The organism is Leifsonia sp. NPDC058194, assembly GCF_042883605.1.
Classification (GTDB): Bacteria; Actinomycetota; Actinomycetes; order Actinomycetales; family Microbacteriaceae; genus Leifsonia.
Genome location: NZ_JBHVVL010000004.1, coordinates 469,609 through 481,726 on the forward strand (window position 1 = coordinate 469,609; position 12,118 = coordinate 481,726).

At 71.8% G+C, this 12,118-nt stretch carries 15 protein-coding genes; 4 read left to right on the plus strand and 11 right to left on the minus strand.

The features are described from left to right. Positions 1 to 99 precede the first annotated feature (99 nt). The 4 genes from ACFVU2_RS17090 to ACFVU2_RS17105 all read right to left on the minus strand — a co-directional run bounded on the left by ACFVU2_RS17090 (position 100) and on the right by ACFVU2_RS17105 (position 4,262). Positions 100 to 693, minus strand: coding sequence for a hypothetical protein (locus ACFVU2_RS17090; RefSeq protein ID WP_387876726.1), 594 nt, complete (start codon positions 691 to 693; stop codon positions 100 to 102). Further along, positions 690 to 2,153 (minus strand): MFS transporter, encoded by a 1,464-nt coding sequence (locus ACFVU2_RS17095; RefSeq protein ID WP_387876728.1) that lies wholly within the window; start codon positions 2,151 to 2,153, stop codon positions 690 to 692. Before ACFVU2_RS17095 ends, ACFVU2_RS17090 begins: the two co-directional genes overlap by 4 nt. A 57-nt stretch (positions 2,154 to 2,210) precedes the next feature. Beyond that, a complete protein-coding gene (locus ACFVU2_RS17100) occupies positions 2,211 to 2,939 on the minus strand; it encodes a hypothetical protein (RefSeq protein WP_387876730.1) in 729 nt (242 codons plus the stop codon). A gap of 228 nt (positions 2,940 to 3,167) precedes the next feature. Beyond that, complete coding sequence (locus ACFVU2_RS17105) at positions 3,168 to 4,262, minus strand: epoxide hydrolase family protein (RefSeq protein ID WP_387876732.1); 1,095 nt, start codon at positions 4,260 to 4,262, stop codon at positions 3,168 to 3,170. A gap of 63 nt (positions 4,263 to 4,325) precedes the next feature. Between ACFVU2_RS17105 and ACFVU2_RS17110 the strand changes: the two genes are divergently transcribed. Then, entirely contained in the window at positions 4,326 to 4,946 is a 621-nt protein-coding gene (locus tag ACFVU2_RS17110; RefSeq protein ID WP_387876734.1) for a DUF1992 domain-containing protein, read from the plus strand. 21 nt (positions 4,947 to 4,967) lie between these two features. On the opposite strand, the gene ACFVU2_RS17115 is transcribed toward ACFVU2_RS17110, so the two are convergent. Genes ACFVU2_RS17115 through ACFVU2_RS17125 form a run of 3 tightly spaced genes read right to left on the minus strand, consistent with a single transcriptional unit; the run spans position 4,968 to position 6,813 of the window. Further along, complete coding sequence (locus ACFVU2_RS17115; protein ID WP_387876736.1) at positions 4,968 to 5,729, minus strand: hypothetical protein; 762 nt, start codon at positions 5,727 to 5,729, stop codon at positions 4,968 to 4,970. After that, the gene (locus ACFVU2_RS17120; protein WP_387876739.1) at positions 5,726 to 6,226 is read right to left on the minus strand and encodes a DUF6114 domain-containing protein; all 501 of its coding nucleotides are present in this window, start codon (positions 6,224 to 6,226) and stop codon (positions 5,726 to 5,728) included. The genes ACFVU2_RS17115 and ACFVU2_RS17120 overlap by 4 nt, the downstream gene beginning before the upstream one ends. After that, positions 6,217 to 6,813, minus strand: coding sequence for a DUF6230 family protein (locus ACFVU2_RS17125; RefSeq protein ID WP_387876742.1), 597 nt, complete (start codon positions 6,811 to 6,813; stop codon positions 6,217 to 6,219). The genes ACFVU2_RS17120 and ACFVU2_RS17125 overlap by 10 nt, the downstream gene beginning before the upstream one ends. Positions 6,814 to 6,963: 150 nt before the next feature. Between ACFVU2_RS17125 and ACFVU2_RS17130 the strand changes: the two genes are divergently transcribed. Then, the gene (locus ACFVU2_RS17130; protein ID WP_387876745.1) at positions 6,964 to 7,554 is read left to right on the plus strand and encodes a TetR/AcrR family transcriptional regulator; all 591 of its coding nucleotides are present in this window, start codon (positions 6,964 to 6,966) and stop codon (positions 7,552 to 7,554) included. A gap of 9 nt (positions 7,555 to 7,563) precedes the next feature. Continuing rightward, positions 7,564 to 8,157 (plus strand): TetR/AcrR family transcriptional regulator, encoded by a 594-nt coding sequence (locus ACFVU2_RS17135; protein WP_387876748.1) that lies wholly within the window; start codon positions 7,564 to 7,566, stop codon positions 8,155 to 8,157. On the opposite strand, the gene ACFVU2_RS17140 is transcribed toward ACFVU2_RS17135, so the two are convergent. Then, entirely contained in the window at positions 8,154 to 8,450 is a 297-nt protein-coding gene (locus ACFVU2_RS17140) for a hypothetical protein (RefSeq protein ID WP_387876750.1), read from the minus strand. The two genes, ACFVU2_RS17135 and ACFVU2_RS17140, sit on opposite strands and share 4 nt — an antisense overlap. A 116-nt stretch (positions 8,451 to 8,566) precedes the next feature. Beyond that, a complete protein-coding gene (locus ACFVU2_RS17145; protein WP_387876752.1) occupies positions 8,567 to 9,472 on the minus strand; it encodes a DsbA family protein in 906 nt (301 codons plus the stop codon). Positions 9,473 to 9,654: 182 nt separating this feature from the next. Here ACFVU2_RS17145 and ACFVU2_RS17150 point away from each other — a divergent pair, with 182 nt between their 5' ends. Then, positions 9,655 to 9,984, plus strand: a complete 330-nt coding sequence (locus ACFVU2_RS17150; protein WP_387876856.1) for a hypothetical protein — start codon at positions 9,655 to 9,657, stop codon at positions 9,982 to 9,984. Between the two features lie 18 nt (positions 9,985 to 10,002). Here the strand turns inward: ACFVU2_RS17150 and ACFVU2_RS17155 are convergent, their stop codons facing one another. Together ACFVU2_RS17155 and ACFVU2_RS17160 are read right to left on the minus strand one after the other, a co-directional pair. Next, the gene (locus ACFVU2_RS17155; RefSeq protein WP_387876754.1) at positions 10,003 to 11,259 is read right to left on the minus strand and encodes an alpha-hydroxy-acid oxidizing protein; all 1,257 of its coding nucleotides are present in this window, start codon (positions 11,257 to 11,259) and stop codon (positions 10,003 to 10,005) included. Between the two features lie 10 nt (positions 11,260 to 11,269). Beyond that, a complete protein-coding gene (locus ACFVU2_RS17160; protein ID WP_387876757.1) occupies positions 11,270 to 12,016 on the minus strand; it encodes a FadR/GntR family transcriptional regulator in 747 nt (248 codons plus the stop codon). Between the last annotated feature and the right edge of the window lie 102 nt (positions 12,017 to 12,118).

Here is a 12,118-nt window from a genome sequence, read left to right on the forward strand (position 1 = left end):
CGTAACATCCAGTGCATGTCCGCCAGTGTCGCCGTCGAAGACGAGCTCGAGTTCGATCGGTTGCGAGACGAGGACGTCGTCATCCTCGGCTACGACTGACTACTCCCAGATGGGGCGCACCGCTGCCGCGAGCTCGCGCAGAGGCGCGCTGTCGATCACGACGCGCGACTCGCCGACACCCTCGGCCGGCCACTGGGCCACGATCTCGATCGATCCCTCGGGCGGTAGCGGCCACAGCCACATGCCGTCCTGGTTGACATAGATGTCGCCGCTCCCGCTGCCGTTCCCGTTGGTCGGGAACAGGGAGTGGCCGGCCGGCTCCGCCTCCTCACCGAGGTGCATCATCCCGAACGCGTCGAGGAGCACGTGCTGCCCGTCGCCGAGGGCGACACCGTAGCGCAGGCGCCCCGGGTCGGGGCGGCCGTGCATGCCGTGGAACTGCCACTGCGCCACGTGCCACTCCTGCTCGGTCCGCTCCCCGCGGCGCATCCGGCGCTCGATCATGAACTCCACACCGGTGCTGTAGACGCGGGCGCCCATCACGATGATCGCCACGGTGTCCGTGACGACGAGGGCCTCGGCGATCGGGAACAGGCGCGGGAGCTCGAGATCGGACGGCTTCCATCGAGGGTTCTGCGGCGTCTCGAACTCCGGCTGGTCGTCGGCGGGCGGGTCGTCGGGAAAGAAGTTCACTCCTGCAGCCCACCACGCGGGCCCGGATCCGCACAAGACTCGTCCGCGACGGCCGGACGTGCGCGGAGGGAAAACCTCGGCACCCGGCCGGGCACCATCGCGACCGCCACGGCCGAGGCGCCGATCAGCAGAGCTCCGCACACGGCCAGACCGGCCTGCAGCCCGTCCCGACTCACGGCGACGCCGATCCCGCCGAACGCGACTCCGGTCACCAGCGCCACGCAGAACGTCGCCGACAACCGCTGAGCGAGCTGCAGGAACGACGCCGCGAGCCCGTATTCGCCCGGCCGTGCATGGGCGAGCGTGAGCGCGCGCATCGGCGGCTCGAACGCTCCGCTTGCGGCGCCGATCAGCGCTTCGAGCACGATGATCCAGACCAGCAGTGCCACGCCGTCGGTGACGCCGGTGAGTGCGATCAGGGCGATGCTGCACGCGGTCTGCGCTCCGAGGAACGTGACGAGCGTCCACCGCCCCAGTGCGTCGTGAAGGCGGGAGCTGAGCGCCGACGTCGCGATCCGCGCGGCCGCACTCGGCGCCAGGACGAGGGCGACGACGACGGCGGGCATCCCGAGACTCTGCAGCAGGAACACCGTGACGATCGCCGACTGCGCGACGGCCGCACCGAACCAGAGGAGGGCGACGACGCTCCCGCCGGTGAAGCCGCGGGAGCGCAGCAGCGTCGGCGAGAAGAGCGGGCGTCCCCCGCGACGCGCGTACCGCCGCTCCCACCAGACGAGGGCGGCAGATCCGACGGCGACCCCGCCGATCGCGAGGCCGGTGCGCAGCGCGCCGAGGCCCGGGTCGATGACCGGGGCCGTGGCGAGCAGCACGACGGCGGCCGTCACCGCGATCCCGACGAGGTCGAGGGAGGGGCGGCCCGCCACACCTCCGCCCCGCGGAACGAACCGCGCCGCGAGCACGGCGACGGCGAGGATGAACGGGACGTTGATCGCGAGCACGACCCGCCACGCGACCGGCTCGGGCAGCAGCGCGATGGTCGCCCCTGCGGCGAGCGGTCCGACGATCGCGGACGCCGACGCGGCCATGCCGTAGGCCGCGAGCGCCCGGATGCGCGCCCGCCCGGCGAAGACATCCTGGATGACGCCCAGGACCTGCGCGCTCACGACGCCGGCCCCGAACCCCTGCACGGCGCGACCGGCGATGGCCCAGCCGATCCCCGGCGCGAACACCGACAGGGCGGCTCCCAGGAGGAAGAGCACGAGGCCGCCGACGAACATCCCGCGCCGGCCGTAGGCGTCACCGAGCCGGCCGCCGGGCACGAGCCCGACGCCGAACGTCAGCGAGTAGACGGCGAGGAACCACTGCACGCCGCCCGTCGTCGCTCCCAGCTGCGGGCCGAGCGACGGGATGGTGTACGTGACGACGGACTGGTCGAGCAGGGTGGCGAAGCCGGCGCCGACGCACGCGGCCAGGGCGAAGCGGTCGCGGGAGGATGCCATCCGACCGTTCTACCGAGCGCGGCCGGTGCGGCTCCAGAAGCGTGACGGACCGTGTCGTTACCGGCGGAACGCGTTGTCGCGCGCGAGCTCGACGACGATCGTGCGCGCATTGCCCGGGGCGGCGGCGTCGTACCAGAGGCGCGTCTCCTGGCCTTCGACGATCGGGTCGGACTGGTGGACGACCATCGTCTTCTGCACCCAGCGCTGCGTGCCCTGCAGATCGCGGAAGGTGAAGGTGACGGTGGTCAGGATGCGCGAGCTGTCGTGGAAGAAGTCGTAGCCCTTGTCGCTGACGGTGGCCGTGGTCAGCATGCCCGACCGCGCGGTCTCGTCCTCACGCGAGCGCTGCCGGCGGCGTGCGCCCGCCGCGATGACGCCGACGACGAGGAAGAGCAGGCCGAGGCCCAGCAGGGCGACCGCGACGGTGAGGGCGATCGTGGGGAACCCGTTCGGCTCGGCGGCGACGAGGAGGCCGCTCCCGGCGCCGATCAGCGTGGCGGCCGCTCCGTAGCCGAAGCCGATGTCGGACCGTTTCATCGCGGTGACCGCCCAGAGCCCGCTGCCGGCGATCGTGAGCAACATCCCGCCGATGACGCCGAGCACCGCGGTCCAGGGCGGTTCGCCGAACTCGTCCAGCATCCCGAGCCCGCCCCAGCCGTAGCCGAGCCCGAACCCGCCGGCGATCAGCACGACCAGCAGGATGAGCACGCGCGCGGCGCCCGGTCGCGTGGCCGTGCGCCGCGCCTCACGCTGCGCCTTGGCGATCGACGGATCCACGGTGCTCATGCGGCCCCCTCGACGGTCAGTCCACCCGGCATCGTCGCCCCCCCATTCGCGTGACGGTTTCTGCCGTCACCCTACCGTGCGCATCGAAACGGCCCGCGCGCATCGAAACGGCCCGATCACACGAGACGACGGCCGGCTCACCCGAAAAGCCGACCGTCGCAGTCACCGCACACAGTAGGGCGGACCGCGGCGAAGTCAACCTGTGCGGACGGAAACGATGCCCGTCGATCAGCCGCGCACCTGCTCTTCGAGTGCCAGCACGGCGGCGGCGACGGCCTCCGGCGCCTCCCAGGCGGTGAAGTGGCCGCCGCGATCGAGGCGTGCGAACGACCGGATGTCCGTGTAGGTCTTCTCCGCCAGGGAGCGCGGGTAGGCGGCCTCGTGCGTCTGGATGAGGATGCTCGCCGGCACCGCGATCAGCGGGTGCACCGGATCCGTCGCGTCGTCGCTGTACGGCCGGAAGCTCGTCCCGATCGACCGGGACACCCAGTACAGCATCGCGTTGGTGAGCACGTCGTCGACGTCGAAGCGTTCGAGCGCGGTGCCGTCGCTCCACCGGGCGACCTTCTCGGTGATCCAGTCGAGCAGGCCGGCGGGGGAGTCGAGGAGTGCGGCGGCGAGCGTGTCGGGACGGGTGCCCTGCGCGTGCGCGTAGCCCGACTCCGCGGGCGTCGCGACAGAGGCGAGGAACGCGCGCTCGGCGTCGTCCAGCTCCACACCCGGGCGCTCCCGCGCCGAGAACGACGCGTGCGACGCGATGATCCCCGCCACGGCCTCGGGATGCGCTGCCGCGAGCCAGTCGCTGAGCTCGGCGCCGACGTCCTCCCCGTAGACGAGGTAGCGGTCGTGGCCGAGCACCTGCGTCATCAGCGTGTGCCAGCGTTCGGCCGCCGCCCGGCTGCCGTAGAGCCCGGGCAACGGCGCCGAGAAGCCGTACCCCGGCAGAGACGGCACCACGACCTCCAGCTCTTCGCGCAGAGCGTCGGCCAGCGGCAGCATCGCGGCGAACGTGTACGGCCAGCCGTGGGTCAGCACGATCGGCAGGCGGCCGGGTCGGTGCTCGCCGACCCGGGCGAAGTGGATGCGGCAGCAGTCGATCTCGGCCGTGTGCTGCTCGGAGGCGTTGAGCCGGCGCTCCACGGCCCGCCAGTCGTAGACCGTGCGCCAGTACTCGACCAGGTCGGCGAGCACGGCCGGCGGGATCCCGGCACTCCAGTCGGACGCGTCGGCGCCTGGACGCGCCTCGGGCAGGATGGCGGCGTCGAGCCGGTGGTCGAGGTCGGCGAGCTCGTCGTCGGTGACGTGGATGCGGAAGTCCTCCATGCGCCGAGGCTACGACCGGCCACCGACGCCCGGCCCGGACGATGACGCGCGTAATCTGGAGGCATGCCCGAGTCGCGTGAGCCCGCCGCACCGCAGCCGGGCGACGCGCGCCTCGACGCGGTCCGCTACCGGCTGCGCCGCGAGGCGGAGGCGCGCGGCGAAGAAGTGGATGAGCCCAATGCCGGCCAGCCGAGCATGGACCAGCGGTCCCACGTGATCGAGAACGCCATCCAGCAGGCCATCCGCCGCGGCGAGTTCGACGACCTGCCGGGCGCAGGCAAGCCGTTGCCCGGCCTGACCGGCACCCACGACCCGGACTGGTGGATCCGCCGCAAGATCGAGCGCGAGCAGCTGACCGGGCTCGGCCCTCCCGCGCTGACGCTCCGCACCGAGGACGCCGAGTTCACCGCCCGGCTCGATCGGCTGGGGTCCGAACGGGCCGTGCGCGAGCATGTCGAGGACTTCAACCGCCGGGTGCGGGAGGCGAGACGCCAGCTCCAGGGCGGCCCTCCGGTCGTCACCCCGCTGCGCGATGCGGACGCCGAGGCGCAGGCCTGGCTCGAACGTCGCACCGCCCGCCTCCGGGCGGCCGAGGAGCAGCGGCGGGCCGAGGCGGAGGCGCTCGCCGCTCTCAGCCCCCGGGAACGCCGCCGGGAACGGCGCCGCCTGCGTCGCGGTCGCTGACGGAGGGCGGCCCTCCCGCACTCACTCGGACAGGTGCTGCTTCGTGTTCGTGTAGACGATGGAGTCGGCGGTCGCTCCGACGAGCCCGAGGGTCACCCGCAGCAGGTCGTTCGGCATGCCGTCCGCCGGGGGAGGGGTCGCGGCGCCGAGGGTGAGCGCGTGTCCGTCGGCGGTCGTGGCGGTGATCGAGTTCAGGTACACCTGCACGTGCCCCCGCAGCGTCATCGTGTCCGCCGTCGTGGCGAGCGACGGCCCGGTCTCGTGCCGGACCGTGAGGCTGAAGCCGCCGATGGTGATGCTGTCGGCGGAGATCTTCAGCGCCGCGACGCGGCTGCCGTCGGCGAGCGGCACGGTCACGATGCTGATCCCGGAGAGGCCGGTGAACGAGAGGGACTGGCTGCCGAGCTGGGCCGGCGGCTGGGTGAAGACCGGTGCCGACGTGTCGTCGGTCGGTGCAGGCGCCGGGGTGGCGGGCGCCGTGGGCGTCGATCCCGGTGCGGAGGGGGTCGGGGAGGGGAGCAGCGGGTCGAGCGGGGAGCCCGGCGTCCCGGATCCCGTCCCTGAGCCCGTCCCTGAACCTGTCCCTGGCACCGACGGCGACGGCGTCGGGGTCGGGGTCGGGGTCGAGCAGGGGATCAGGATGGGGATGCAGAACTGGGTGTGCGCCGCCGACGGGATGCGCGCGGCGCCCAGCCCGGCGACGGCCACGACGACGCACGCCAGCAGGGCGCCGACGACCGTGCCGGGGCGGTTGCCGGAGTGGCGCCGACGTCGCGCGCTCATCGTCCGGTGTCCTCGCCGGTTCCGGCCTCCGCCTCCGACTCCGCGCGTTCGGTCGCTGCGGCGGCGTTCTTCGGCATCCACGCGACCGTCAGCACGCCGCCCACGGCGGACAGCAGCATCCCCACGAAGAAGCCGCCGAGGTTCACGCCGACGAGCGAGTACACGGCGACGGCGAGGGCGATGACCCCGTAGAACACCCGGTGGGCGGGCATCGCGATGACCAGGATGCCGAGCAGCACCAGCACGATCGGGATGATCGTCGCCTGGAGGCCTTCGATGCCCAGCTGCACGTGGATCTTGCCGATGTCGAGCTGCCCCGAGAAGAACAGCTCCACGCCGCCGAGCGCGGTCAGCAGGCCGCCGACGAACGGCCGGGAGCGCCGCCAGGTGCGGAAGCGGGCGCGCGCGGATCCGGTGGCGCGGACTCCCGTCGCGCTACTGGCTCCCGCTTCGCCGCCGACTCCCGCCGCCGCGGCGCCCGGCGCGTTCAGAAGCACCCCTTGGATCCGTCGGTCAGCTGCACGTGCATGCCCGTGAGCGTGAACACCGACGCCTGCGTGCTCCACGCGGTCTGCTGGAGGTTGTCGATCGTGACCGTGTCGGCGTCCTGTGCGAAGTCGCCGGCGGTGCCCTTGGCGGCGGTGTTCACGGCCGACGCGTCCACGCCGATGCGGATGTTGCCGAACTTCGAGTCGCCCTTGAGGTCGGTCATCCCGATCTGCAGGTCGGAGGCCGATGCCGGGTTCCCGCCGCCGCCCGCGGTGATGAGCATGCCCACCTTGCCGAGCGGGGTGTCGGTGACGACCGACTGGCAGAGGTCGGCGAGGGTCGCCGATTTGATGTTGGCGATCGCGACCTGGTGCTCGTTGCCAGCGGTGTCGGGTGCGACCCCGGCGTACTGCGAGAACCCGCTGCCGTCGAGCTTGGAGGCGCTGATCTGGAACTGGCTGCCGGAGACCGCGAACGACACGGGAACGGCGCCCTGCGCGACTCCCGCCATCAGCAGCGTCGACACCACGGCGACGGGGACGGCCGCGAGCACGATGCGGCCCGTGTGCGTGCCGGCGAACTTTCGAAACGTCATCGATCCTCCTGTTCGGGGGCTTGACGCGCCAGTGCGGTCAGGCCCACGGGCAAACCTAGACGCTATTGACGGATTGTCAATAGGTGGCACCCGTTTGAGGGGGTGACGGGGTCGGATCCCGGTCTGGCACGACCGTGCTAATCTCCGACCATGCCGCGCACGATCGACCGGGATGCCCGCAGGGCCGAGCTGGCCGAGGCGGTCTGGCGGGTCATCGTCGAGCGCGGGATCGGCGCGGTGTCGGTGCGCACCGTCGCCGCGGAGGCGGGGGTGGCCGTCGGCTCACTGCGGCATCTGTTCCCCACCCGCACCGAGCTGCTGGAGTTCTCCGCCGGACTCATGGTCGACCGCGCCACGAGACGCATCGCCGCCCTGCCCGGCGGGGGAGAAGCGACGGAGCACGCGCTCGACGTCCTCCGCCAGCTCCTGCCGCTGTCGCCGGACAGCCGCGCCGAGCTGGAGGTCACCATCGCGCTGATCGCCGAGACGCCGGCCCTGCCCGGCCTCTCCCGGATCCGCGACGAAGCGGACCGCGCGCTCACCGGCGTGTGCCGACAGCTCGTCGACGACCTCGCGGGCGACACGTCGTCCGCATCGCGGGCGCAGCCGGAGCGCCAGCAGGACGCCCTCCGCCTGCACGCGCTCGTCGACGGTCTGGCCATGCACCTGCTCGTGCGCGGGGGCGACCCCGGCTGGGCGCTCGACGTGCTCCGGGCCGAGATCGGCCGGCTCGCCGGTTAGTCTCGAACCATGTCCACGGATCGGCGCACGCGGCTCACTCCGGATGAGCGCCGCGCGCAGCTCGTCGCCCTCGGCGTCGCCTTCCTCGCCGAGAATCCGCTGGACGAGCTCACCATCGACGTGCTCTCCGAACGGGCAGGCGTCTCGCGCGCCCTCCTCTTCCACTACTTCGGCTCGAAGCAGGGGCTGCATCGGGAGGTCGTCCGCACCGCCCGCGACAGCATGCTCCACGCCACCGAGCCGGTGCCCGAGCTGCCGCCGCTGGAGCGGCTGCGCGACACGCTGGAGCGCATCGTGCGATTCGTCCGCGAGCACCGCTGCACGTTCTACTCGCTCGTGCGCGGGGTGGCGAGCGGCGACAGCGACGTGCGCGCCGTCGTCCAGGAGGCGCGCGAAGAGCAGGCCGACCGCGTCGTCGCCGCCTTCCTCGAACTCGGCGTCGCCGACACCCCGTTGCTGCGGATCGCGCTGCGCTCCTGGGTGGCGTTCGCCGAGGAGGCACTCGTCGAGAGCGCCCTCGGCACCGAACTCGCGGCGGACGAGATCGTCGGCTTCCTCGAGCGGATTGCCCGCGGGGTCGTCGCGGCGCTGCCCGCGGACTAGATCCCTTCGTCCTCGAGATCGTCCTCGGTGAGCACGCCCTCGTCGGGGTCGTCAAGCGGGTCGTGCTCGTCCTCGATCGGCGACGCCTCGTCTCCGGCGGGGTTGCCCCACACGGTCTCGCCGGCGACGCCGTCCGTCGTCACGAGCTCGTCGGCGAAGTCGGCCTCGGCGATCGGGTCGTCCGCGGCGTAGTCGACGTCGCCGTCGGCGGAGTCGACCCAACCCGCGGTGTCTCCGGCGTCGCCGTCCGGGTACTGCTCGTCCTCGACGCCGTCCTCGGGGATGCGGTCCATGCTGGTCTCCTGTCGTCTCGCGTGCGGTGGGGAGAACCTACACCCGCGGCCGGGTGCGCAGAAGGCGGCCGGCCCCGGAGGGTCGGCCGCCTTCGAGAGCGGTGCGTGCGGGCGGGTCAGCTCGCCTTGGGGAAGGTGACCGAGCCGCTGTCGCCGGCGTCCTTCACGGCAGTGGCGACGAACGTGGCGAACTGCGTCGCGTCGGTGAAGCCGCCCTGGTAGCGCTCGCCGTTGACGAACACCGTCGGCGTGCCGAAGCCGCCGCTGGTGGGGTTCGCGAGCTGCTTGCTGGCGACCGCCTCCTTGGTGCGGTTCGTCACGAACTGCGCGTAGGTCTGGTTGTTGACGCAGTCGGTGATCTGCTTGGACTCGACGCCCGCGTCCTTGAACAGCTTCAGGATCTCGGCGTTCGTGAGTCCGGAGCCGGTCTGCTCGTCCGGCTGGTTGGCGAACAGGGCGCTGTTGATGTCGAAGAACTTGTCCGGCTCGTAGTTGGCGACGCACGATGCCGCGGCCGCCGCCCGGGTGGAGTACTTGTTGTTCGTCGAGGAGTCGAGGATCGCGACCGGGTGGATCTCGAGCGTCGCGGTGCCGGCGGCCATCATCTGCTTCATCTGGTCGCTGTTGGTGGTCTCGAACTGGTCGCAGTACGGGCACTGGTAGTCGAGCCAGATCTGGATGTGCGCCGTCTTGCCGTCGAGCTTCTGCGTCGTGGGGGTGGGGGCGTCGCCGCCCGAGATCGCGGCACTGGTGACGGCCTGGTCGGCCTGGGTCAGCACGATGCCGCCGCTGATCATGTTCTTCGGGTTCGCCACGTTGCTGGAGGCGCTGACGCTCGAGTAGATGACGAGGCCGACGACGGTGAGCACGGCGAGCACGCCCACGATGACCGAGCTCTGGACGATGACCTTGCGGCGCTTCGCCTTCTTGGCGGCCTCTTCGCGCATCACTCGTGCGGTCTCGCGTGCCTCTTCGCGACGATCGCGCTTGGTCGGGCCGGAGGCCCCTCTACCCGTTGCCATTCAGTTCATCCCATTTCGACCGTGGACATTCCCTCACCGATCGTAGGGGTAATTTCCTTTGAGAGGGCTGGTGGTCTCGACGCGCCCCGGGGGGGCTGCCGTCGCGCGCCCCTCGTTCGGGTCCCTTGCCGCGGTGCCGCCGGATCGGCAGACTGCTGCGAGCACGACCCGAAGGAGCGACCGTGGCGAGACCCAGGCCGGGAAGGACGGGCTGGTCCGTCGTCGGTGGCGCCGTCGTCCTGGCGGTCCTGGTCGGCGTGTCGTCGTACGCCGACGGCGGGCAGGCGCCCGCCGAGGTCGCCGAGACAGACGCCTCCTCCTTCGTCTTGTCGGCTGCACCGGAGGGCGCCTGCGATCCGAACTACGCCGGTGCCTGCGTGCCGATCGCGAGCGACGTGGACTGTGCGGGCGGGAACGGGAACGGACCGGCCTATGTCGAGGGCCCGGTCCAGGTCGTCGGGACCGACATCTACGACCTGGACCGCGACGGCGACGGGGTCGGCTGCGAGTAGCGCCCCGGCTGTGCGCGTCTAGCCGACGTTCACCGGGCTGGTCGCCGCGACCGGCACCAGGCGCTGCAGCTGGGTGACGTGCGCGGGGGTCAGCTCAGCCAGCGACGAGACCTCGAGGAGCTGCATCGTCCGGACGATCTGGTCGGAGAGGATCTGGATGGTGCGGTCGACGCCCGCGCGGCCTCCCGCCATCAGCCCGTACAGGTAGGCGCGGCCGATCAGCGTGAACTTGGCGCCGAGTGCGTAAGCGGCGACGATGTCGGCGCCGTTCATGATGCCCGTGTCGATGGCGACCTCGGTGTGGTGGCCGACCTCCTGAACCACCTTCGGCAGGAGGTGGAACGGGATGGGCGCGCGGTCGAGCTGGCGGCCGCCGTGGTTGGAGAGCACGATGCCGTCGACGCCGAGGTCGACCAGCTTGGCGGAGTCCTCGACGTTCTGGACGCCCTTGACCACGATCTTGCCCGGGAACAGGTCGCGGATGATCTTCAGGTCGTCGAAGCTGATCGACGGGTCCATCGCCGCGTTGAGCAGGTCGCCGACGGTCCCGCCGGTCGAGGACAGCGACGCGAACTCGAGCTTCGGCGTGGTCAGGAAGTCGTACCACCACCAGGGGCGGGGGATGGCGTTGACGATCGTGCCGAGAGTGAGCTGCGGCGGGATCGAGAAGCCGTTGCGCTTGTCGCGCAGGCGGGCGCCGGCGACCGGGGTGTCGACCGTGAAGAACAGGGTGTCGAAGCCGGCGGCGGCGGCGCGGCGCACGAGCTCGTACGAGATCTCGCGCTCGCGCATCACGTAGAGCTGGAACCAGTTGCGGCCGGTCGGGTTCGCGGCCTTCACGTTCTCGATGGAGGTCGTCCCCAGCGTCGAGAGGGTGAAGGGGATGCCCGCGGCGCCGGCTGCTCCCGCTCCCGCGATCTCGCCCTCGGTCTGCATCAGCCGGGTGAATCCGGTCGGGGCGATGCCGAACGGGAGGGCCGACGGTCCGCCCCAGATCTCGCAGGAGGTGTCGACGACGGAGACGTCGCGCAGGATCGACGGGTGGAACTCGATGTCCTGGAACGCCTGGCGGGCGCGGGCGAGCGAGAGCTCGCCTTCGGCCGCGCCCTCGGTGTAGTCGAAGGCGGCCTTCGGCGTGCGGCGCTTGGCGATGCGCTGCAGGTCCTCGATGGTGAGGGCGCTCTGCAGGCGGCGCTTCTTGCCGTCCAGCTCGGGCTTCTTGAACTTCATCAGGTCGAGCAGTTCGGCGGGCTTGGGGACTTGACGGGTGACCATGTGCGGCTGCCTATCTGGGGTCGTGGGCGGAGGTGGTGTCGGTGCTGTCGTGCAGCGGGTCGGGGGAGGCGTCGCGGTAGTAGCCGCTGATGTGCTCGTGGATGCGCGTGCGTGCGGCTGCGGAGTCGCCGGCGGTGATCGCGGCCACCACCTCCCGGTGCTCGGCACGGAGCCGGGCGGCCATGGCCTCCCAGTCCGGGATGCGCGCGAGGCCGGCGAGCACGTAACCCTCGATCGAGCTGCGCAGGCCGGCCATGGTCGCGGCGACCACGGTGTTGCCGGACGCCTCGGCGAGGGCGAGGTGGAACTGCGCGTCCAGGGCGAGGAACTCCTGCGGGGTGAGCGCGGGATCGTCCATCGCGTCGAGCAGTTGGCCGGCGTCGGCGAGGTCGACGGTCGTGGGGCGCTCGGCGAGCTCCTCGGCGACGGCCGTCTCGAGCAGCAGTCGCGTGCGCACCACGTCGGCGACGGGGAAACCGCTGGCGGCCACCTGGAGGCGCATCAGCGCCTGCATCCCGCCGACCGGGCGGGCGACGATGATGGCGCCGGAGCTCGGACCCGAGCCGGTCTGGGTGCGCACCAGGCCCATCGCCTCGAGGACCCGGATGGCCTCCCTGACGCTCGACCGCGAGACGCCGAGGTCGGCCGAGAGAGTGCGCTCCGCGGGCAGGTGGTCGCCGGGGCGCAGACGCCCGTCGACGAGACGCGCCTCGATGTGGGCGAGCACGCCCTCCCAGGCCCGCGGCTCCGCGGTCATAGCGCCTCCTGTGGTCAGACCATGTGGTCGGACCACACTAGCACGCGCACGAGACGGCCTCGACGCACCCCCGAGGAGGCATCGAGGGGGCGAATTGTCCGC

Coding starts and splice junctions, on each gene's coding strand:
- ACFVU2_RS17095 (WP_387876728.1), bottom strand. CDS start 2,153: ATGGCATCCTCCCGCGACCGCTTCGCCCTGGCCGCGTGCGTCGGCGCC.
- ACFVU2_RS17100 (WP_387876730.1), bottom strand. CDS start 2,939: ATGAGCACCGTGGATCCGTCGATCGCCAAGGCGCAGCGTGAGGCGCGG.
- ACFVU2_RS17105 (WP_387876732.1), bottom strand. CDS start 4,262: ATGGAGGACTTCCGCATCCACGTCACCGACGACGAGCTCGCCGACCTC.
- ACFVU2_RS17110 (WP_387876734.1), top strand. CDS start 4,326: ATGCCCGAGTCGCGTGAGCCCGCCGCACCGCAGCCGGGCGACGCGCGC.
- ACFVU2_RS17115 (WP_387876736.1), bottom strand. CDS start 5,729: ATGAGCGCGCGACGTCGGCGCCACTCCGGCAACCGCCCCGGCACGGTC.
- ACFVU2_RS17125 (WP_387876742.1), bottom strand. CDS start 6,813: ATGACGTTTCGAAAGTTCGCCGGCACGCACACGGGCCGCATCGTGCTC.
- ACFVU2_RS17130 (WP_387876745.1), top strand. CDS start 6,964: ATGCCGCGCACGATCGACCGGGATGCCCGCAGGGCCGAGCTGGCCGAG.
- ACFVU2_RS17135 (WP_387876748.1), top strand. CDS start 7,564: ATGTCCACGGATCGGCGCACGCGGCTCACTCCGGATGAGCGCCGCGCG.
- ACFVU2_RS17140 (WP_387876750.1), bottom strand. CDS start 8,450: ATGGACCGCATCCCCGAGGACGGCGTCGAGGACGAGCAGTACCCGGAC.
- ACFVU2_RS17145 (WP_387876752.1), bottom strand. CDS start 9,472: ATGGCAACGGGTAGAGGGGCCTCCGGCCCGACCAAGCGCGATCGTCGC.
- ACFVU2_RS17155 (WP_387876754.1), bottom strand. CDS start 11,259: ATGGTCACCCGTCAAGTCCCCAAGCCCGCCGAACTGCTCGACCTGATG.
- ACFVU2_RS17160 (WP_387876757.1), bottom strand. CDS start 12,016: ATGACCGCGGAGCCGCGGGCCTGGGAGGGCGTGCTCGCCCACATCGAG.